This window comes from Paenibacillus camerounensis, from assembly GCF_000723885.1.
Classification (GTDB): domain Bacteria; phylum Bacillota; class Bacilli; order Paenibacillales; family Paenibacillaceae; genus Paenibacillus_AQ; species Paenibacillus_AQ camerounensis.
Genome location: NZ_CCDG010000060.1, coordinates 21,186 through 42,676 on the forward strand (window position 1 = coordinate 21,186; position 21,491 = coordinate 42,676).

General features: G+C 47.4%; 20 protein-coding genes and 1 other annotated feature. Of the genes, 18 read left to right on the forward strand and 2 right to left on the reverse strand.

All coding sequences use genetic code 11. The features are described from left to right. Positions 1–68 precede the first annotated feature (68 nt). The 12 genes from rplK to tuf all read left to right on the forward strand — a co-directional run bounded on the left by rplK (position 69) and on the right by tuf (position 15,824). Complete coding sequence (gene rplK / locus BN3772_RS22115; protein WP_019908208.1) at positions 69–494, forward strand: 50S ribosomal protein L11; 426 nt, start codon at positions 69–71, stop codon at positions 492–494. An 81-nt stretch (positions 495–575) separates the two neighbouring features. Beyond that, positions 576–1,268 carry a 50S ribosomal protein L1 gene (gene rplA, locus BN3772_RS22120; RefSeq protein WP_042181094.1) on the forward strand — a complete coding sequence of 231 codons (693 nt, stop codon included), beginning with the start codon at positions 576–578 and terminating at the stop codon, positions 1,266–1,268. Between the two features lie 68 nt (positions 1,269–1,336). Further along, positions 1,337–1,490: a sequence feature (ribosomal protein L10 leader region), on the forward strand. Between the two features lie 65 nt (positions 1,491–1,555). Then, complete coding sequence (gene rplJ / locus BN3772_RS22125) at positions 1,556–2,059, forward strand: 50S ribosomal protein L10 (protein ID WP_042202325.1); 504 nt, start codon at positions 1,556–1,558, stop codon at positions 2,057–2,059. A gap of 65 nt (positions 2,060–2,124) precedes the next feature. Beyond that, positions 2,125–2,484, forward strand: a complete 360-nt coding sequence (gene rplL, locus BN3772_RS22130; protein ID WP_042202326.1) for a 50S ribosomal protein L7/L12 — start codon at positions 2,125–2,127, stop codon at positions 2,482–2,484. A gap of 124 nt (positions 2,485–2,608) precedes the next feature. Further along, a complete protein-coding gene (locus tag BN3772_RS22135; protein WP_042202362.1) occupies positions 2,609–3,214 on the forward strand; it encodes a class I SAM-dependent methyltransferase in 606 nt (201 codons plus the stop codon). 412 nt (positions 3,215–3,626) lie between these two features. After that, positions 3,627–7,172: a DNA-directed RNA polymerase subunit beta gene (gene rpoB / locus BN3772_RS22140; RefSeq protein ID WP_042202327.1), complete on the forward strand. Its 3,546-nt coding sequence runs from the start codon at positions 3,627–3,629 to the stop codon at positions 7,170–7,172. 112 nt (positions 7,173–7,284) lie between these two features. Continuing rightward, positions 7,285–10,896, forward strand: a complete 3,612-nt coding sequence (gene rpoC / locus BN3772_RS22145) for a DNA-directed RNA polymerase subunit beta' (RefSeq protein ID WP_042202328.1) — start codon at positions 7,285–7,287, stop codon at positions 10,894–10,896. Between the two features lie 180 nt (positions 10,897–11,076). Next, the gene (locus BN3772_RS22150; protein ID WP_042181085.1) at positions 11,077–11,328 is read left to right on the forward strand and encodes a ribosomal L7Ae/L30e/S12e/Gadd45 family protein; all 252 of its coding nucleotides are present in this window, start codon (positions 11,077–11,079) and stop codon (positions 11,326–11,328) included. A 134-nt stretch (positions 11,329–11,462) separates the two neighbouring features. After that, complete coding sequence (gene rpsL / locus BN3772_RS22155) at positions 11,463–11,882, forward strand: 30S ribosomal protein S12 (RefSeq protein WP_039877409.1); 420 nt, start codon at positions 11,463–11,465, stop codon at positions 11,880–11,882. Positions 11,883–11,927: 45 nt separating this feature from the next. Continuing rightward, positions 11,928–12,398: a 30S ribosomal protein S7 gene (gene rpsG / locus BN3772_RS22160; protein WP_020427074.1), complete on the forward strand. Its 471-nt coding sequence runs from the start codon at positions 11,928–11,930 to the stop codon at positions 12,396–12,398. A 47-nt stretch (positions 12,399–12,445) separates the two neighbouring features. Further along, positions 12,446–14,524: an elongation factor G gene (fusA, locus tag BN3772_RS22165; protein ID WP_042202329.1), complete on the forward strand. Its 2,079-nt coding sequence runs from the start codon at positions 12,446–12,448 to the stop codon at positions 14,522–14,524. A gap of 109 nt (positions 14,525–14,633) precedes the next feature. Continuing rightward, positions 14,634–15,824, forward strand: coding sequence for an elongation factor Tu (tuf, locus tag BN3772_RS22170; protein WP_042202330.1), 1,191 nt, complete (start codon positions 14,634–14,636; stop codon positions 15,822–15,824). A 136-nt stretch (positions 15,825–15,960) separates the two neighbouring features. Here the strand turns inward: tuf and BN3772_RS22175 are convergent, their stop codons facing one another. Next, positions 15,961–16,302 carry a cupin domain-containing protein gene (locus BN3772_RS22175; protein WP_042202332.1) on the reverse strand — a complete coding sequence of 114 codons (342 nt, stop codon included), beginning with the start codon at positions 16,300–16,302 and terminating at the stop codon, positions 15,961–15,963. A gap of 37 nt (positions 16,303–16,339) precedes the next feature. Continuing rightward, complete coding sequence (locus BN3772_RS22180) at positions 16,340–16,789, reverse strand: V4R domain-containing protein (protein WP_042202333.1); 450 nt, start codon at positions 16,787–16,789, stop codon at positions 16,340–16,342. Positions 16,790–16,967: 178 nt separating this feature from the next. Between BN3772_RS22180 and BN3772_RS31590 the strand changes: the two genes are divergently transcribed. The 6 genes from BN3772_RS31590 (at position 16,968) to rplW (ending at position 21,487) form a co-directional block, all read left to right on the forward strand. Next, positions 16,968–17,669: a Crp/Fnr family transcriptional regulator gene (locus BN3772_RS31590; RefSeq protein ID WP_280114395.1), complete on the forward strand. Its 702-nt coding sequence runs from the start codon at positions 16,968–16,970 to the stop codon at positions 17,667–17,669. Positions 17,670–17,882: 213 nt separating this feature from the next. After that, positions 17,883–19,232 (forward strand): globin-coupled sensor protein, encoded by a 1,350-nt coding sequence (locus BN3772_RS22190; protein ID WP_052380645.1) that lies wholly within the window; start codon positions 17,883–17,885, stop codon positions 19,230–19,232. Positions 19,233–19,571: 339 nt separating this feature from the next. Further along, positions 19,572–19,880: a 30S ribosomal protein S10 gene (gene rpsJ, locus BN3772_RS22195; protein ID WP_017692074.1), complete on the forward strand. Its 309-nt coding sequence runs from the start codon at positions 19,572–19,574 to the stop codon at positions 19,878–19,880. Between the two features lie 41 nt (positions 19,881–19,921). Next, the gene (gene rplC, locus BN3772_RS22200; RefSeq protein WP_039877401.1) at positions 19,922–20,545 is read left to right on the forward strand and encodes a 50S ribosomal protein L3; all 624 of its coding nucleotides are present in this window, start codon (positions 19,922–19,924) and stop codon (positions 20,543–20,545) included. A gap of 25 nt (positions 20,546–20,570) precedes the next feature. Beyond that, the gene (gene rplD, locus BN3772_RS22205) at positions 20,571–21,194 is read left to right on the forward strand and encodes a 50S ribosomal protein L4 (RefSeq protein WP_039877400.1); all 624 of its coding nucleotides are present in this window, start codon (positions 20,571–20,573) and stop codon (positions 21,192–21,194) included. Continuing rightward, on the forward strand, positions 21,194–21,487 hold the full coding sequence (gene rplW / locus BN3772_RS22210) for a 50S ribosomal protein L23 (RefSeq protein ID WP_019908225.1): 294 nt from the start codon (positions 21,194–21,196) through the stop codon (positions 21,485–21,487). Before rplD ends, rplW begins: the two co-directional genes overlap by 1 nt. The last annotated feature ends 4 nt before the right edge of the window (positions 21,488–21,491 follow it).

Consider the following 21,491-nt stretch of genomic DNA (forward strand, 5'->3'; position numbering starts at 1 on the left):
TAAGGGTTTCTTGTGGGAGAATGCGATAAGCATTCGAATACCACTATTTTTGCAAGGAGGTGTCACTCATGGCTAAAAAAGTAATTAAAATGGTGAAACTGCAGATTCCTGCAGGGAAAGCGAATCCAGCGCCTCCAGTAGGTCCGGCGTTAGGTCAAGCAGGTGTCAACATCATGGCATTCTGTAAGGAATTCAACGCTCGTACTGCTGACCAGGCTGGTCTGATCATCCCGGTTGAAATTACAGTGTTTGAAGACCGTTCCTTTACTTTCATCACTAAAACTCCTCCGGCTGCCGTTCTGCTTCGCATTGCTGCGAAAGTAGAAAAAGGATCCGGTGAACCAAACAAGAAAAAAGTAGCGAAACTCGGCCGCGCAGCGGTTCGTGAAATCGCCGAAACCAAAATGCCTGACCTTAACGCTGCATCTGTTGAAGCTGCAATGCGTATGGTTGAAGGTACTGCCCGTTCTATGGGTATCACAATCGAAGACTAATAGGTACTCGATGAACCGGTCATTTATGACCGCAATATGTGGGAGGAATTTCCGCTAACACCACAAAGGAGGAACATTTTCATGGCTAAACATGGTAAGAAATACCTGGAATCAGCTAAGCTGATTAACAGCGAAGCGACTTACGAGCCTTCAGAAGCTGTAGAGCTTGTGAAAAAGGCGGCAACTGCCAAATTCGACGAAACCGTTGAAGCAGCAGTTCGTCTGGGTGTAGACCCGCGTAAACAAGACCAAGCAGTTCGTGGTGTAGTTGTCCTGCCACACGGCACAGGCAAAACACAACGCGTGCTTGTATTTGCAAAAGGTGAAAAAGCGAAGGAAGCGGAAGCTGCCGGTGCCGATTATGTTGGTGATGCTGATATGATCAACAAAATCCAACAGGGCTGGTTTGAATTCGATGTCTGCGTAGCTACACCTGATATGATGAGCGAAGTCGGTAAACTGGGTCGTCTGCTCGGTGGTAAAGGCCTCATGCCTAACCCTAAAGCGGGTACAGTTACTTTCGACGTTACCAAGGCTGTGCAAGAAATCAAAGCCGGTAAAATCGAATACCGTCTCGATAAAGCAGGTCAAATTCACGCGCCTATCGGCAAAGTGTCATTTGCTCCTGAACAGCTGAACGAAAATCTTAAAGCTCTTATGGACGCTCTGAACCGTGCGAAACCAGCTGCTGCTAAAGGTGTATACCTTAAAGGCATCGCAATTTCGTCCACTATGGGACCTAGCGCTCGTGTAAATGCAGCTGCATTCAGATAATTAGGGGTTGACTCTTTGAGTTATCTTTGATAATCTATAACAGTTGTGAACTTTAAGGTGATCATTCTTGAACTTGAATATGCTTACCGTAGACAGTAGGTGCCGCAAGGCTTAATTCCCTACCGAGGTGTTGTGATAGAAATAAGAAGTGCCGGGCGCTGCCTGAGCTGCTTTCCTTTTATCAAGCCTTCGTGATTCTGCGGAGGCTTTTCTAATGCCTGCGTAGGAACGGCGGAGATTCTTTGGAAGAGAACGCCGTCACATAAATTTTCAGGAGGTGTATACAATTGGCAAATGCAAAAGTAATCCAAGCTAAACAGGATGCGGTTGATGTTGTTACCGGCAAACTGCAGAACAGTATCTCTACTGTTGTTGCGGACTACCGCGGTCTGAACGTTTCGCAAGTAACCGAACTGCGTAAGCAGCTTCGTGAAGCTGGCGTTGAGTTCCAGGTCCTGAAGAACACATTGCTTCGTCGTGCAACTGCAGCGGCTGAACTGACTGATCTGGATGCAGTACTGACTGGTCCTACAGCCATCGCCTTCAGTGAAACTGACGCAGTAATTGCTGCCAAAATTTTGAACGACTTCGCTAAGAAGAACGATGCTCTGAAACTTAAGGGTGGCGTAGTAGAAGGCAAAGTTGTAGATGAGGCGCAAATCAAGGCACTGGCAGAACTTCCTTCCCGCGAAGGTTTGCTCTCCATGCTGCTTAGCGTGCTTCAAGCTCCAATGCGCAACTTCGCGCTTGCAGTTAAAGCTGTCGCAGAGAAAGAAGAACAAAGCGCGTAAGCCTTTGATTCTAGTCTCGTAATCAAGACCACAAACAAATTCTAATATAAAATGGAGGTTCAATCATGAGCAAAGAAACAATCTTAGAAGAAATTAAAGGCATGAGCGTACTGGAACTGAACGACCTGGTAAAAGCAATTGAAGAAGAATTCGGTGTAACTGCAGCAGCTCCAGTAGCAGCTGGCGGTGCAGCAGCAGCAGTAGTAGAAGAGCAATCCGAATTTGACGTAATCCTGACAAGCGCTGGCGCTTCCAAGATCAACGTTATCAAGATCGTTCGCGAAATCACAGGCCTGGGCTTGAAAGAAGCTAAAGACCTCGTAGACAACGCTCCTAAAGCAATCAAAGAAAAAGTAAGCAAAGAAGAAGCCGATGCTACCAAAGCAAAATTGGAAGAAGCAGGCGCTGGCGTAGAAGTGAAGTAATTCGCTTCCATAAGGTAATGCCCCGGGCGGGAGTGATTCTTCCCGGTCTATGCAACCCCCTTGAACTTGTTCAAGGGGGTTGCTGTATAAAGACATCTTTACGGAAATGGAAAGGGAGGATCTTATGTCGCAGCATTATTACTCTCAGCAGCCGGATGCCCGTCATGACAGACGATCAATCGATACGGTACTGAGGGGAAAAAACCTCCAATTTACCAGCGATGCCGGTGTCTTCTCGAAAGGAGATATCGACTACGGGAGTCGTGTTCTAATTGAAACGATGGAAATTGCGGACGGGGCGGCTGTACTTGATGTAGGCTGCGGATATGGCCCTATTGGAATCAGCGCTGCGCTTCTATCTCCTAAAGGTCATGTCACAATGATTGATATCAACAGCCGCGCAGTGGAGCTTGCCCGTGAGAATGCCGTGAACAATGGCGTCAGGAACGTTACAGTAAAAGAGAGCGATGTGCTGTCCGCTGTGCAGGGGCAGAAGTTCGATGTGATTCTGACGAATCCTCCGATCCGGGCCGGTAAAGCTGTAGTGCATCAAATATTTGAACAAGCGTTTGAGCATTTGAACGAGAATGGGATACTCTGGGTTGTGATTCAAAAGAAACAAGGAGCACCTTCGGCGGCGGCTAAGCTGGAAAGCCTGTTCACGGTTGTGGAAGAAGCGGGGAAAGATAAGGGATACCGCATTATTAAAGCTCAGAAATCTGTTAATTAAATATTGACATGGGCTTTTGATAGTGGTATTATTATAAAATGTCAGTATTAACCTAGGCTCCATGTCTTTAGTTTGCTGAAATGTCAAGTAATATATTGTCCCCGGCAAGCGCAAGCCGTTAGGCAAGTTTGTGCGAATTCAGTTCTCTATGTTACTGTCACGGCGATGTCCGCCGGGATAATAGGTAATAGCGCATAAACTGTTGCTTGGTGACGTATAATATGTACGTTTTGGGCAAATCTACTGGATAAGGAGTATTTTGGCCATGGATAGATGCGCTCTTTTTTCGAAGATTTCGATAAGGGCTTTTCTTTATTTATGGTCGAATCCTTATGTTATGGTTCCATTATACGGGTCCAAACAAGGGTTCGCAATCAATTTTTAAGTGAGTAGACATGAGGGGTGAGTAAAGTTGGCAGGACATCTTGTTCAGTATGGTCGACGCACTCGGCGGAGCTATGCGAGAATTAACGAGGTACTCGAGGTCCCGAACCTGATCGAGATCCAACAAAAATCTTATGATTGGTTTTTGGAGGAAGGATTGCGGGAAATGTTCCAGGACATCTCGCCGATCCAGGATTTCACGGGTAATTTGGTACTAGAGTTCATTGATTACAGCCTGGGTGAACCGAAGTATACGGTTGACGACGCTAAAGAGCGGGACGTAACATATGCGGCTCCTCTGCGGGTTAAGGTACGGCTCATTAATAAGGAGACCGGTGAGGTCAAAGAGCAGGAAGTGTTCATGGGAGATTTCCCGCTGATGACGGAGACCGGCACTTTTATTATCAATGGTGCGGAACGGGTTATTGTCAGCCAGTTGGTTCGCTCTCCAAGCGTCTATTTCAGCACAAAAGTGGATAAAAACGGCAAAAAAACCTACACCGCCACAGTGATTCCTAACCGAGGAGCCTGGCTGGAGCTTGAAACGGATGCTAAGGATATTATGTATGTCCGGATTGACCGTACACGCAAAATTCCGGTTACCGTGCTGCTGCGTGCTCTTGGTTTCGGTAGCGATGCCGAGATTCTGGAATTGCTTGGTAATGATGAATATATTCGCAATACGCTGGATAAAGACAACACGGATTCTACGGAAAAAGCGCTTATCGAAATTTATGAGCGGCTCCGTCCGGGCGAACCTCCGACACTTGACAATGCCAAGAGCCTTTTGGTCGCACGTTTCTTTGATCCGAAGCGCTATGATCTGGCCAATGTCGGCCGCTACAAAATCAACAAAAAACTGCACATCAAGAACCGCCTGTTCAATCAGCGTCTGGCTCAGCCGCTCGTTGACGAAGCTACGGGTGAAATTCTGGCGGAGTCCGGTCAAATGGTTGACCGCCGTCTGCTTGATGAGCTGATTCCTTATTTCGAGAAAAACGTTGCTGCCAAGAACTACCGTGTAACGGGCGGGGTTATGGACAGCTTGGATATTCCTCTGCAGACAATCGACGTGTTCTCGCCGATCGAAGAAGGACGGGTTATCAAGCTGATTGCCAACGGTAACATCGACAAATCGGTTAAGCATATTACCCAGGCTGATATTATTTCCTCAATCAGCTACTTTATTAATTTGCTGCACGGTATCGGCAACACGGATGATATCGACCACTTGGGTAACCGTCGCCTTCGCTCCGTGGGTGAACTGCTGCAGAACCAGTTCCGTATCGGTTTATCCCGTATGGAACGCGTAGTGCGCGAGAGAATGTCGATTCAGGATGCCAATGCGATTACTCCGCAGGCTCTGATTAACATACGTCCCGTGATTGCGTCCATTAAAGAGTTCTTCGGAAGCTCGCAGCTGTCCCAGTTTATGGATCAGACGAACCCGCTTGCAGAACTTACGCACAAACGCCGTCTATCGGCACTCGGACCCGGCGGTCTGACCCGTGAGCGCGCAGGCTTTGAAGTCCGCGACGTCCATCACAGTCACTACGGCCGTATGTGTCCAATCGAAACACCGGAAGGTCCGAATATCGGTCTGATCAACTCCTTGTCCACCTTTGCCCGCATCAATGAGTATGGCTTCATTGAAGCACCGTACCGTTGGGTGGATCCTAAGACAGGCAAGGTTACCGAGCAGATTGACTATCTGACTGCCGATGAAGAAGATAACTATGTCGTAGCCCAGGCGAATGTACTGATTGATGAAGATGGTACGTTCAAAGAAGATATGGTTATCGTCCGTTACAACAAAGACTCCGACAACATTACTACAATGCCTAGTAATCGCGTTGACTATATGGACGTTTCACCAAAACAGGTTGTATCGGTCGCTACGGCGCTCATTCCGTTCCTGGAGAACGATGACTCCAACCGCGCACTGATGGGATCGAACATGCAGCGTCAGGCCGTTCCGCTTCTGATTCCGAAAGCACCGCTTGTCGGCACAGGGATGGAGCATAAATCCGCTAAAGATTCAGGCGTATGTATTGTTTCCAAGTATGACGGTATCATTGAACGCTCCTCTGCCAACGAAATTTGGCTGCGCCGTGTTGAGTCTGTTGACGGCAAGGAAGTTAAAGGCGATATCGTTAAATATAAATTACACAAATTTATGCGTTCGAACCAAGGTACCTGTATTAATCAGCGTCCTCTGGCTAAAAGAGGGGATATTGTTAAGAAGGGTGACATTCTGGCAGACGGTCCTTCCACCGAAATGGGCGAATTGGCTCTGGGCCGCAACGTAGTTGTTGCGTTCATGACATGGGAAGGTTACAACTACGAGGATGCCATTCTGCTGAGTGAAAAGCTGGTTAAGGAAGATGTATACACTTCGATCCACATCGAGGAATATGAATCCGAAGCCCGTGACACGAAGCTTGGACCTGAAGAGATTACCCGCGATATTCCTAACGTGGGTGAAGAGGCTCTGCGTAATCTTGACGAGCGCGGTATTATCCGCATCGGTGCTGAAATCAATGCCGGCGATATTCTTGTCGGTAAGGTTACTCCTAAGGGTGTAACGGAACTGACAGCTGAAGAGCGCCTGCTGCATGCGATCTTTGGTGAGAAAGCCCGCGAAGTGCGTGACACCTCACTGCGCGTTCCTCACGGCAGTGACGGTATCATTGTTGACGTTAAGGTCTTCACCCGCGAGAACGGCGATGAGCTGCCTCCGGGCGTTAATCAGCTGGTCCGCGTCTATATCGCCCAGAAACGTAAGATTTCTGAGGGTGACAAGATGGCGGGACGTCACGGTAACAAAGGTGTCGTTGCCCGTATCATGCCTGAAGAGGATATGCCTTTCCTTCCAGATGGCACACCTGTGCAGGTAGTTCTGAACCCTCTGGGCGTACCTTCCCGTATGAACATCGGACAGGTGCTTGAGGTTCATATCGGTATGGCTGCATTGCAGTTGGGTATCCACATTGCTACTCCGGTATTTGACGGGGCACGTGAGAACGACGTATTCGACACTATGGAAGAAGCAGGTATGCAGCGTAACGGTAAGACAGTGCTGTATGACGGACGTACAGGCGAGCGCTTCGAGCGCGAGGTTACTGTCGGTGTCATGCACATGATCAAGCTGGCGCACATGGTTGATGATAAAATTCATGCCCGTTCCACAGGACCTTACTCCCTCGTTACGCAGCAGCCGCTCGGCGGTAAAGCCCAGTTCGGCGGACAGCGGTTCGGGGAAATGGAAGTATGGGCGCTTGAGGCGTACGGTGCTGCATATACGCTGCAAGAGATCTTAACCGTGAAGTCCGATGACGTGGTCGGCCGTGTGAAAACATACGAATCGATCGTCAAAGGCGAAAATGTTCCAGAACCGGGTGTTCCGGAATCGTTCAAGGTACTCATTAAGGAGCTGCAGTCGCTCGGTATGGACGTCAAAATCCTCAGCGGCGACGAGCAGGAGATCGAGATGAAGGAACTGGACGATGAAGACGAGACGTCAGGCGACAAGCTGAGCCTTAATTTAGAGGGTGCAGAAGTCGGTGCCGATTAATCCATAGTCAAGATATACATTGTATTTAAAAGGACCGTGCCCTCTTTTGATGTAACCATCAAGGGAGGGCCTCCGGTACTAATTCAGGATATAGGTTAAGGAGGGTTGCTCCTTGTTGGACGTTAACAATTTTGAATTTATGAAAATCGGGCTTGCTTCTCCGGAAAAAATTCGTTCTTGGTCCCGCGGAGAAGTAAAAAAACCGGAAACCATTAACTACCGCACGTTAAAACCGGAAAAAGAAGGCTTATTCTGTGAGCGTATTTTTGGACCGCAAAAGGACTGGGAATGCCACTGCGGTAAATACAAACGCGTCCGTTATAAGGGCGTTGTCTGCGACCGCTGCGGCGTTGAAGTTACCCGCGCTAAAGTGCGCCGCGAACGTATGGGCCATATCGAGCTGGCAGCTCCGGTATCTCATATCTGGTATTTCAAAGGCATTCCAAGCCGTATGGGTCTTGCTCTGGATATGTCCCCAAGATCGCTTGAAGAGATCATCTATTTCGCATCCTATGTTGTAACAGATCCAGGCGAAACACCGCTGGAGAAGAAGCAGCTCCTGTCCGAAAAAGAATACCGCAGCTACCGTGAGAAATACGGCTACGGATTCCAGGCAGGTATGGGTGCTGAAGCAGTCAAAAAACTGCTCCAGGATATCGATATCGAGAAGGAATTGGAATTCCTCAAAGAAGAACTGCGCACGGCTCAAGGCCAGCGCCGTAACCGGGCAATCAAACGCCTTGAAGTTATTGAAGCCTTCCGTAACTCCGGCAACAAACCTGACTGGATGATCATGGATGTACTCCCGGTAATTCCGCCGGAGCTTCGTCCGATGGTTCAGCTGGATGGCGGCCGGTTTGCTACGTCTGACCTTAATGACCTGTACCGCCGTGTAATCAACCGTAATAACCGTCTTAAGAGACTGCTGGATCTGGGTGCTCCTGATATCATCGTGCAGAACGAAAAACGTATGCTTCAGGAAGCTGTCGACGCACTGATCGACAACGGCCGCCGCGGCCGTCCTGTAACAGGTCCAGGTAACCGTCCGCTCAAATCCCTCAGCCATATGCTGAAAGGTAAACAGGGACGTTTCCGCCAGAACTTGCTCGGTAAACGTGTTGACTACTCCGGACGTTCCGTTATCGTTGTAGGACCTTATCTGAAGATGTACCAATGCGGTCTTCCTAAGAAAATGGCTCTGGAGCTCTTCAAGCCGTTCGTAATGAAAGAACTGGTTAACAAAGGTCTCGCCCACAACATTAAGAGTGCTAAGCGCAAGGTTGAACGCGTAAGCCCTGAAGTATGGGATGTCCTTGAAGAAGTAATCAGAGAGCATCCGGTTCTGCTAAACCGTGCCCCTACGCTGCATAGACTCGGTATCCAGGCTTTTGAACCGATTCTGGTAGAAGGTCATGCGATCCGTCTTCACCCGCTCGTATGTACGGCTTACAACGCCGACTTTGACGGTGACCAGATGGCGGTGCACGTTCCTCTGTCAGCTGAAGCCCAGGCGGAAGCGCGTCTCCTGATGCTTGCATCCGGTAATATCCTTAACCCTAAGGACGGTAAGCCGGTTGTTACTCCTTCCCAGGATATGGTTTTAGGTACATTCTACCTGACTATGGACAACAAGGAAGAAAAAGGCACAGGTATGATCCTGCGTAATGTGAATGAGGCTGTATCAGCTTATCAGCGCGGAACCGCAGGTCTACATGCACGTGTGGCTATTCCTGTTAAAGCACTGGGTAAAACCAACTTTACAGAAGAACAGCAGAATGCAATGCTGATTACAACGATCGGTAAAATTATCTTCAATGAAATTTATCCGAGCAGTTTCCCATATATCAACGAAGCAACCAAAGCGAACCTGCTGCAAGGAACACCTGAGAAATACTTCATCTACGAAAAAGGCGCCGATATCCGTGAGCGCATCATGAGTGCTGAGGATGCAAGTGCTGTAGGTAAGGAATATCTCGGTCTGATTATTGCACGCTGCTTCGAGACCTACCACACAACCAAAACATCGATGATTCTTGATAAGATCAAACAGCTCGGATTCACGTATTCCACACGTTCCGGTGTAACAGTTGCCGTATCAGACGTTGTAGTGCCTGATGAAAAGACTAAGATCCTTGAAGAATCGGATGCTAAGGTTAATGTGGTTGCCAACCAGTACCGCCGTGGCCTGATCACCAATGACGAGCGTTATGACCGTGTTATTGAAATCTGGTCGAAGACTAAGGATGAACTTACGAACATCCTGCTGAAGTCGATGGACCGTTTCAACTCGATCATGCTCATGGTTGATTCCAAGGCGCGCGGTAACAAATCGCAGATCACCCAGCTGGGCGGTATGCGCGGACTGATGGCGACACCATCCGGCCGTATCTTCGAATTGCCGATTAAAGCGAATTTCCGTGAAGGTCTGACCGTCCTCGAGTACTTTATCTCGACGCACGGAGCGCGTAAAGGTCTGGCCGATACAGCGCTGCGTACAGCGGATTCCGGTTACCTGACCCGCCGTCTCGTAGACGTGGCCCAGGACGTAATCGTACGTGAAGAAGATTGCGGTACAGATAAAGGCTTTACAGTAAGCCGTATCCAGGATGGTAAGGAAGTTATTGAGGATCTGTACGACCGTATTGAAGGCCGCTACTCTTTCGAAACTGTCCGTCATCCGGAGACTAAGGAAATCATCGTTCACCGTAACGATCTGATTGACTCTGATAAGGCTGAAGAAATTGTAAATGCTGGTGTAACTAAGCTGCAGATCCGCTCTGTACTGAGCTGCCGTGCCCGTCACGGTGTCTGCAAAAAATGCTACGGACGTAACCTGGCAACAGGTAAATTCGTAGAAATCGGTGAAGCTGTCGGCATTATTGCCGCTCAATCCATCGGTGAGCCGGGAACCCAGCTTACCATGCGTACGTTCCATACCGGGGGGGTTGCCGGTGATGACATCACGCAAGGTTTGCCGCGTATCCAGGAGTTGTTCGAGGCCCGTAACCCTAAGGGTCAGGCTACAATCAGTGAGATCGACGGGGTAATTAAGGAAATCCGTGAAACGAAGGACCGCCGTGAAATCGAGGTTCAAGGTGAAGCAGAATCCAAGACGTACTCCATCACTTACGGTTCGCGTCTGCGTGTCAGTGAAGGCCAGGAGATTGAAGCCGGGGATGAGCTGACAGACGGTTCTATTGACCCTAAAGAAATGCTGCGCATTAAGGGTATCCGCGGGGTGCAGAATTACATTCTGCAGGAAGTACAGCGCGTATACCGTAACCAGGGCGTAGAAATTAACGATAAGCACATTGAAGTTATGATTAAGCAGATGCTGCGCAAAATCCGTATTATCGATGCCGGAGAGACTACTCTTCTTCCGGGTGCCTTTGCGGATATTCAGGAATTTGAAGCAGCCAACAAGGAAGCTATTCTTTCCGGTAAGGAGCCGGCAGTTGCCAAACCAGTACTGCTCGGTATTACCAAGGCTTCTCTGGAGACAGATTCCTTCCTGTCTGCAGCATCCTTCCAAGAAACTACCCGCGTCCTGACCGATGCAGCAATTAAGGGTAAAGTGGATAAACTTCTTGGACTGAAAGAAAATGTTATCATCGGTAAGCTGATTCCTGCGGGAACCGGTATGAACCGCTACCGTAATGTGAAGCTGAGTGATCCGAATGCAGAGAGTGAGCAAGAGGCTCTAGAAACGGTTCCAGCCGAGTAATGTAATAATCACGGCATGCAGATTCCGCGCGCGGAGCGTAATGCTCCGCGCGCGGCTGACTGCTGTGGATTTCTTATAAATTTATTGCTGAATTGCTTGACTTCATCTTCTGATAATGCTAATATGTCTAAGGTGCGTGAGTGGCCTTGTTATTCTTGTTCATTGGAGGTAATGGATATTATGACTGATGACAGAGGATTACAGGATGCTCAGGTCAAGATCGGTACCAAGCAAACCGTTAAGGCGGTGGAATTGGGCCAGGCCGCAGAAGTCTATGTGGCAGAGGACGGAGATCAACGGATTACTTCCAGAATTGTTATGCTTTGCAACAAACAAGGTGTGAAGATCACTTATGTAGATACAATGCTGAATTTGGGCAAGGCCTGTGGTATCGAAGTTGGTGCTGCTATGGCAGCCGTCTTAAAACAATAGCACGAAAGATGTTTTTGTACCGGGGTGTACTTCGGCAGCAAAGACTTTTCATTTGTCTTTTTATGAACCGCCTGGGTCTGTGGACTTAAAGTTCGTAAATGGATTACTATTTCAGGAAGGGGGTGGCACAACAAATGCCAACTATTAATCAACTGGTTCGTAAGGGCCGTCAAGCCAAAATCGAGAAATCGAAGTCTCCCGCTCTTCAAAAAGGGTTTAACGCCCTCAAGCGTGAGAGTACAAATTTGAGCGCTCCGCAGAAACGCGGTGTCTGCACTCGTGTAGGTACTATGACACCACGTAAACCAAACTCCGCACTTCGTAAGTATGCCCGTGTTCGTTTGACGAACCGTCTTGAGGTGACTGCTTACATTCCGGGTATCGGACACAACCTTCAGGAGCACAGTGTAGTATTGCTGCGCGGAGGTAAAGTTAAGGACCTTGCGGGAGTTCGTTATCACATCGTTCGCGGCGCGCTGGATACAGCAGGCGTAGCTAACCGTATGCAGGCTCGCTCCAAGTATGGTGCGAAGCGTCCTAAGGTTAAGAAATAAGATTACAATACCTGAATAATAAACATTTAAGAAAGGGGGATATCCATGCCACGCAAAGGTCCAGTTACTAAGAGAGATGTATTGCCAGATCCATTGTATAATAGCAAGTTGGTTACTCGTTTGATCAACCGCATTATGCTGGGTGGTAAAAGAGGTGTCGCTCAAAGCATTCTGTACAATTCGTTTAAATTGATCCAAGAACGTACTGGTAAAGAACCGATGGAAGTTTTCGAAGCTGCCATCAAGAATATCATGCCAGTATTGGAAGTTAAGGCTCGCCGTGTCGGCGGTGCTAACTACCAAGTACCTATCGAGGTTAAACCTGAGAGACGTACTGCTCTGGGATTACGTTGGCTCGTGAACTACTCACGCAACCGCGGTGAGAAGACTATGGAAGAGCGTTTGGCGGCTGAGATCATCGACGCTTCCAACAACACAGGCGCTTCTGTTAAGAAACGCGAAGATACACACAAGATGGCTGAAGCGAACAAAGCGTTTGCTCACTACCGCTGGTAGGATCATAGCTGTTAAAATAACTCAGATTTTGAAGGGAGACCCATTTCATGGCAAGAGAGTTCTCCTTAAAAAATACACGTAATATCGGGATCATGGCACATATTGATGCTGGTAAAACCACTACCACAGAGCGGATTCTTTTCTACACAGGCCGTACGCACAAAATCGGTGAAGTTCACGAGGGTGCAGCTACAATGGACTGGATGGAACAAGAACAAGAGCGCGGAATCACCATTACATCCGCTGCTACAACTGCTGCGTGGAAAGGTCACCGCATCAATATCATTGATACTCCAGGACACGTTGACTTCACTGTTGAAGTTGAACGTTCCCTTCGTGTATTGGATGGAGCAGTTGGTGTTTTCAGTGCGAAAGAAGGTGTTGAGCCTCAGTCTGAAACTGTATGGAGACAGGCTGACCGGTACGGCGTACCTCGTATCGCATATGTGAACAAAATGGATATCATCGGTGCGGACTTCCTTAACGTTGTTGAAAGCATGCGTGACCGCCTGCAAGCCAATGCAGTTGCAATTCAATTGCCAATTGGCGCTGAGAACGACTTCGTAGGTATTATTGACCTGGTTGAGCAAAAAGCTCACATCTTCAAAGATGATCTGGGTCAAAACATCGAAGTAACGGAAATTCCGGCTGATTATCTGGAACAAGTTGAGGCTCTGCGTCTCGAGCTGATCGAGAAAGTTGCAGAACTTGACGAAGACCTGACTATGAAGTACCTGGAAGGTGAAGAAATTACAGTTGAAGAGATTAAGGCTGCTCTGCGCAAAGGCGTAGTAGAAGTTAAGATCTTCCCTGTAATCGTTGGATCCTCCTACCGCAATAAGGGCGTTCAGCTGATGATGGACGCTGTCGTTGATTACCTGCCATCCCCAGTAGATGTACCGGCTATTCAAGGTCATCTGGATGACGGAACTGAAGCGGTTCGTCACTCTTCGGACGAAGAACCATTCTCAGCACTGGCATTTAAAATCATGACAGACCCTTATGTTGGTAAACTCACGTTCTTCCGTGTATACTCCGGTATCCTGGAATCCGGTTCTTACGTAGTTAACGCTACTAAGGGCAAACGTGAGCGTATCGGCCGTATTCTGCAGATGCATGCTAACAGCCGTCAAGAAATCTCCATCGTTTACGCTGGTGATATCGCAGCAGCTGTTGGTCTGAAGGACACAAGTACTGGCGATACCCTTTGCGATGAGAAGCACCCGGTAATCCTGGAATCCATGAACTTCCCTGATCCGGTTATCGAAATCGCAGTTGAACCAAAAACCAAAGCCGACCAAGATAAATTGGGCGTTGCTCTCGGTAAGCTGACTGAAGAGGATCCAACTCTTCGTGCGCATACTGATGAAGAAACTGGCCAAACCATCCTGGCAGGTATGGGTGAGCTTCACCTTGACATTATCATCGACCGTATGCGCCGCGAATTCAAAGTAGAAACCAATGTGGGTAAACCACAGGTTGCTTACCGCGAAACTTTCAAAGCACCAGCACGTGTTGAAGGTAAATTCGTTCGCCAATCCGGCGGTCGCGGTCAGTATGGTCACGTATGGGTTGAATTCGAACCTCTCGAGCCGGGTACTGGCAGCCAATTCGAAAGTAAAGTTGTCGGTGGTTCTGTACCAAGAGAATACATCGCTCCTGCACTTGCCGGTATTGAAGAGCAAATGAAAAACGGCGTTATTGCAGGCTTCCCGCTTGTAGACGTTAAGGCAACCATCGTTGATGGTTCATACCATGATGTTGACTCCAACGAAATGGCATTCAAAATTGCCGGATCGATGGCGCTCAAAGCAGCTAAAGAAAAGTGTAAGCCAGCTCTTCTTGAGCCAATCATGAAAGTGGAAGTAACTGTTCCTGAGGAATACATGGGCGATGTTATGGGTATGCTGAACTCCCGTCGCGGCAGAATCGAAGGTATGGATTCCCGTGGTGGTGCTCAAATTATTCGTGCTAAGGTGCCTTTGTCCGAAATGTTCGGATACTCCACAACTCTCCGTTCCGGTACTCAAGGACGTGGCGTATTCTCAATGGAGCTTTCTCACTATGAGGAAGTACCTAAATCCATTGCTGAAGAAATCATTTCCAAGAACAAGGGTGGAGAATAATCACTAATTTTAACTTGCCGTCCGGATATCACACTTAAGTCATCTTAGAATTGCATATAGGCGGGCGGCTCAAATATAAGGACCCCACATTAAAGGAGGAACTGTTCAAATGGCAAAGGCAAAGTTTGAACGTAACAAACCACACGTTAACATCGGTACTATCGGTCACGTCGACCATGGTAAAACGACTCTTACTGCAGCAATCACTATTGTATTGTCCAAAAAATACGGCGGTGCTGCTGTAGCTTTCGACCAAATCGATAAAACTCCAGAAGAGCGCGAACGTGGTATCACTATCTCCACAGCTCACGTTGAATATGAAACTCCTAACCGTCACTACGCACACGTAGACTGCCCTGGACACGCCGACTATGTTAAAAACATGATCACTGGCGCAGCGCAAATGGACGGAGCAATCCTGGTTGTATCCGCAGCTGACGGCCCAATGCCACAGACTCGCGAGCACATCCTGCTCTCCCGTCAGGTAGGCGTTCCTTACATTGTTGTATTCCTGAACAAATGCGACATGGTTGAAGACGAAGAGCTCTTGGAACTGGTTGAAATGGAAGTTCGCGACCTTCTGAGCGAATACGACTTCCCAGGCGATGACACTCCAATCATTCGTGGTTCTGCTCGTGAAGCTCTGCAAAACCCTGAAGGTGAGTGGGCTAACAAGATTGTTGAAATGTTCGAAACTATCGACACTTACATCCCACTTCCAGAACGTGCAACTGACAAGCCTTTCTTGATGCCAGTCGAAGATGTATTCTCCATCACTGGCCGCGGTACCGTGGCAACTGGCCGCGTAGAACGCGGAACAGTTAAAGTCGGAGAAGAAATCGAAATCGTTGGTATTCACGAAGAAACTAAGAAATCCGTAGTAACGGGCGTAGAAATGTTCCGTAAATTGCTGGATTCCGCTCAAGCTGGCGACAACATCGGCGCACTGCTGCGTGGTGTTGACCGTAACAACATCGAGCGCGGTCAAGTATTGGCTAAGCCAAACTCCGTTAAGCCACACACTGAGTTCAGTGCTCAGATCTACGTTCTGACTAAAGAAGAAGGCGGACGTCACAAACCATTCTTCACTGGTTACCGTCCACAGTTCTACTTCCGTACAACTGACGTAACAGGTATCATCAACCTGCCAGAAGGTACTGAAATGGTTATGCCTGGTGATAACATCACTGTAACCGTACAACTGATCTCCCCAATCGCGATTGAAGAAGGTACTAAATTCTCCATTCGTGAAGGCGGACGTACAGTTGGTGCAGGTAGCGTAGCTACAATCACTAAGTAATTCGGCACTATCCATTAGGATAGCTCGATTATAAGAGCAGGAGTTCTTCTTCGGAAGAGCTCCTGTTTTTTTATACTACAAAAAAGCTCTACCCAGAGAAGATTCTTCAGCGGGTAGAGCTAGTGTTCAGAGATTTCTAAATGTCTTTGGCGTAGGATGCACTTGGCAGCTTTGAAATAGCGACATAAAGGCTGGCCGGAATATCCCCGCTGTTACGGTATGCAAATACTTCATCGTCGGCAATGTGGATAACTTCGCCTTCTGCAAATTTTTGATCGGCATCATTAACAGTGATGGTGCCTGTACCCTGGATGGCATAAATGTACACATCAGCTCCGGGATGAGTATGCGCCGGAAGTTTTTGACCTGGCATAAAATTAAGTACGAACACTACACTGTCTCCCTTTTGAAACAGCACCTTTTTCGTAAAGCGCTCCTCCAGATGTTGAATAGCTTCGCTGATATTTTTCTTTTCCATAGTAATCTCCTGCTTTCTTCTAATTTTCCCCTAAGGGTTACAGTTTTACTTCATACTCACAATACTCATCACCGGTGGCATTACACTTTATTTCTCTTACACTTACTCTACGGCCATACAATTTAGTCAATGCTCCCTCCAGGATGGCTCCTTCTAAATCACATATCATTTTTTCTTCTTCCAAAGTCGGCAGGCCCTTGCAGAAGCAGTCCTCAACTGCAATGTTTATCTTGTGCTCGTCGGAATAGACGATTTGCGGGATGCCGATTTTCAGCTCCTCAAAAAGAGCCAGCAGCTCATCCACACTTTTTACCGGCAGGCTTTCTCCGATTTTTCTCCCTACAGTAAGAGTTGTGCCTTTTCCGCCCATAGGGAGACCTTGGTTCATACCGATAAGTCTGATTGTCCGGAATAGCTCCAGCGGTACCATGTTGCCTAGTCTGGATCTGTCCATCTTTTGCATATCGTCAAATGTATATTGCTGCATAGCTGTCCATCTCCTCTTCTTCTCTCTCTAACAATATTGTGCAGGAAATGAGCCATAAAATCCTTGATACAGATCAAGTTTTCAACATTATTGTGAGTGGAGTCACCGGGCGGCTTTTGTATTCCTGATATGTTAGCTTCAGGTAGTCAGAGAGGAACGATACGAGATGAAATGCAATATGTGCCATAAAGATTCCTGTATTCGTCAGGTGCCGGTGTTTCTGGCTTTGCCTGATCAAGAGCTGCTTAAGGTCGAATCTATCATAGAGTCTGAATATTATACAAAGGGCAGTGTGGTGTTTAGGGAAGGAGAGCAGTCTGAATCTTTATTTGTTGTTAATAACGGGTTGATAAAATTGACCCAAACCAGCAAAGAAGGGAAACAGCATATTCTCCGATTTCTTTTTCCGGGGGATTACTTTGGCCAGTTTGCCTTGCTTCATAATAAACAGCATTATGCTACAGCTGAGGTGGTGGAGGGCGGATATATCTGCCGGATGCGGAGGGAGGATTTCATGCCGTTGCTGGCAAGCAATGCGGGTCTTGCTTTCAGCTTTCTGAAGTCCGTCAGTGAGCAGCTGCAGCAGGCGGATGAGCTGGCTGGGGCACTGCATATTTTTGAAGCGGAAAAAAGACTTGCACGGTTGCTGCTGCATCTATATTCCAGGCAGTCGCTATCTTCCGGCGGGGAAGAGGAATACCCAATGCTTCATCTGCCGGCCGCCAAAAAAGAGTTCGCAGCGATGATCGGCACGACGCCTGAAACACTTAGCCGTAAGCTGAATCAGCTGGAGTCGCTGGGACTGATTAGGGTAAATAACCGAACCGTAATGATTTTGGATATACTGGCTCTGTCGCGAATTGCTGAAATCTCTCAATAGAACATGCGTTTCTGTTCCTTATGTATATATGATAATCAAATTCTCTCATTCTATAAAACGACAAATTACGACAATATTCAACGTGATTCAGTAGTATATTCAACATTATTCTACAATATAATACTTAAAATTCTTTACAATTATCTCTCCCATAGGTTAGAATATTGCTATATTTGCAATGCTAATATTTAGGAATTCAGGGAGAGTGGAAGTATGGGGAAATGTCCTTTTTCTTTTATGCATGGCATTCAATCAATTAAGAATAATGAGGAATCTCCCGACGCGCACTCCAAGGACAGCAAGCCTATCGCCCCCCTCTCCACACCGGTTTTTCACACCCTGAACGGGCATGATGAGCTGAATGAACAGATGCGAATGATTGACCTTACTGAGGAAGATCTAAACCTCTTACGCTTGATGAAGCCTACGGTGGAAAGAGAAATAGATTATATTACCGACCAGTTCTACAATACTGTACTCGGTGTAGATAAGCTCGAGACGATCATTCTTGAGCACAGCAGCATCGAACGTCTGAAGAAAACATTAAAGCTGCATATTATTGAAATATTCGACGGGAATGTGGATGAACAGTATATTGCCAAACGGCTGACGATAGCCAAGATACATAAAAGGGTGGGTCTAGAGCCTAAATGGTATCTCTCGGCATTTCAGAACCTTCAGAACGTTTTTATAACAGTGATGTATGGAGAGAGTCTTAAGGATAACGAACGGCTCAAAGTAGTTCAGACTCTGACAAAACTTCTTAATCTGGAGCAGCAGCTCGTGCTTGAAGCTTATGAGAAGGAAAACATCAGAGAGAAGGAAGAGCAATACCTTATAGTAAAGAATGAATTAAAGCAGAAGATAGCTGAATTCAGCGGTGAACTGATTGATCTCAGCATGGATACTAACGCCGCTGTAGAGCAGCTGGTGGCCAGCAGCAATGAGTTGAACAATACTTTCCGCCGCACGGCTTCTACAGCTGTGGAGTCACGTGAGATGGCTAAGGATGGACAAGGACAGCTCGGCAGCCTGAGCGGACAGATTAACCTTATATATGAGAGCACGAATGAGATGGAACGTTCAGTGAATGAGCTTAACAGCTCTTCCCGGCAGATTCAGCGGATTGTGGCTGCGGTGCAGGATATCGCTGATCAGACCAAAATCCTTTCACTTAACGCTACAATTGAAGCAGCGCGCGCCGGAGAATATGGCAGGGGGTTCAGTGTAGTGGCAAGCGAAGTCAGCCGGCTGGCTGAGGATACCAAAAGCACTGTTGTGCGGATCGGCGAATTAACTCAGCAATCAGCCGAGCTGACCAACCAGGTAGTCCGGGAGATCCGCAAGGTACAGGAGCTGACAAGGAGCGGCAAAGAGCAGTCAGTCGAGACGAGCAGATTGTTCAGTGTAATCGTTGACTCCATGCAGGCCAGTACACAGGAAATCGTGGTAGTTGAAGAAGAGATCAAAGTATTAATACAGACAATAGAAGGAATAGGCTCAACTACAGCGCAAAGTGCTGCGTCAGCGGAGTATTTTAAGTCGGCTACCGATAATCTATAGTCAGGCATAATGAACCTTATTTATATAGAAGAAAACAAGTTGCAAACTGAACCGGCTGGGGCGTCCTGAAAAGGATGACACAGCCGGTTTTGCAATAAGGAAGGGCCATAAGTCATGCGGTAGAGAGCGGAATTACATTTTGAAAATAAAATCGTACTGTTTTCTTTTTTCGCTTGCAAAGTAGGTAGGTATTATATATAATAATAAATGTTGTTCTGAGACGTTGCGATGATGTGAGAGGTTACTGACACACCCGGCCCCTTTGCCATGAGGTCGACGTCAGAAAATTTTCACGGAGTATGTCCGATAATAAATTGGGCGATAGAAGGAGGGACTAAAATGGCAAAGCAAAAAATTCGTATCCGCTTGAAAGCATACGACCACAGAATTCTTGATCAATCCGCAGAGAAAATCGTTGAAACAGCAAAACGTTCGGGTGCTGGTGTATCCGGGCCGATCCCGCTGCCAACTGAGAAGCAAATCATTACCATTCTCCGTGCGGTACACAAGTACAAGGATTCCCGTGAACAGTTTGAGCAGCGGACTCACAAACGTCTGATCGATATTGTGAATCCAACACCACAAACTGTGGATGCCTTGATGCGCTTGGATCTACCGTCCGGTGTAGATATCGAAATCAAATTGTAATTCCAACAATAAGTAATTAGGAAAAGAAAAGAGGTGTCAACATGAAAGGTATCTTAGGAAAAAAACTCGGTATGACTCAAGTGTTTACTCCAGAAGGTAACGTGATCGCAGTATCGGTTATCGAGGCTGGACCTTGTGTGGTACTGCAAAAGAAAGACCTGAATATCGACGGATATGAAGCAGTGCAGTTGGGTTTTTCCGATAAGAAGGAAAGCCGCTCCAACAAGCCTGAACAGGGTCACGCCAAAAAGGCAAATGCTACACCTAAGCGCTACGTTCGCGAAATTCGCGGTGTTGACCTCGGGGCACTCGAGGTTGGACAAGAGCTGAAGGCTGATATCTTCACTGAAGGCGAATTTGTTGACGTAACTGGTACTAGCAAAGGTAAGGGATTCCAGGGTAACATCAAACGTTGGGGTCAAAGCCGCGGACCAATGTCTCACGGCTCGCGCTACCACAGAAGACCTGGTTCCATGGGTTCCATTCAAGCTAACCGTGTTCCTAAGGGCAAACGCCTTCCGGGTCACATGGGTCACACAACCGTAACGGTTCAGAAGCTTGAAATCATCAAAGTGGATGTTGAACGTAACGTACTGCTGGTTAAAGGTGCAATTCCAGGACCTAAGAACAGCTTCGTGAAAGTTAAAGAAACTGTTAAGAAATAATCATTGAAGAAAGGAGGAACATGAAATGCCAAAAGTAACACTTTTTAATATCAGTGGTAACGAAGTTGGCGAAGTTGAACTGAGTGATTCAGTGTTCGGTATCGAACCGAACGTGCATGTCCTGCACGAAGCTGCACTTATGCAAAGAGCTTCCCTTCGTCGTGGTACACACAAAGTTAAAGGACGTTCTGAAGTTCGTGGCGGCGGACGTAAGCCTTGGAAACAAAAAGGTACAGGTCGCGCTCGTCAAGGCTCCATCCGTTCTCCACAATGGAAAGGCGGCGGCGTAGTCTTCGGACCAACTCCACGCAGCTATTCCTGGAAACTGCCTAAGAAAGTTCGCCGTTTGGCCATCAAATCCGCGTTGTCCTCGAAAGTTATCGGGAACGACATTATCGTACTTGACAGCCTGACATTGAATGCTCCGAAGACGAAAGAATTCGCAGCCATTCTGAACAACCTGAAGGTAGACAGCAAAGCGTTGATCGTAGCTCCAAGCTATGATGATAACGTAGCGCTCTCCGCTCGTAACATCCCTGGGGTGAAATTCGTAGCGGCTGACGGCATTAATGTTCTTGACGTACTGACGTACGACAAACTGATCATCACTAAAGAAGCAGTTCTGAAGGTAGAGGAGGTGTTCGCGTAATGAAAGATCCTCGTGATATTATCAAACGTCCGGTGATTACGGAACGCACATCCGAATACATGAGCGAATTGAAATACGCTTTTGAAGTGGATATCCGTGCTAACAAGACCGAAATCAAAAAAGCTGTCGAGGCTATTTTTAAAGTAAAAGTCGTTAGTGTGAACACAATGCGCGTACCTGGTAAATTGAAGCGTTATGGCAAATACTCCGGATACACTCCAGAGTGGAAAAAAGCCATCGTGAAACTTAGCCCGGACAGCAAACCGCTTGAATTCTTTGAAGCGGTAGAATAATACT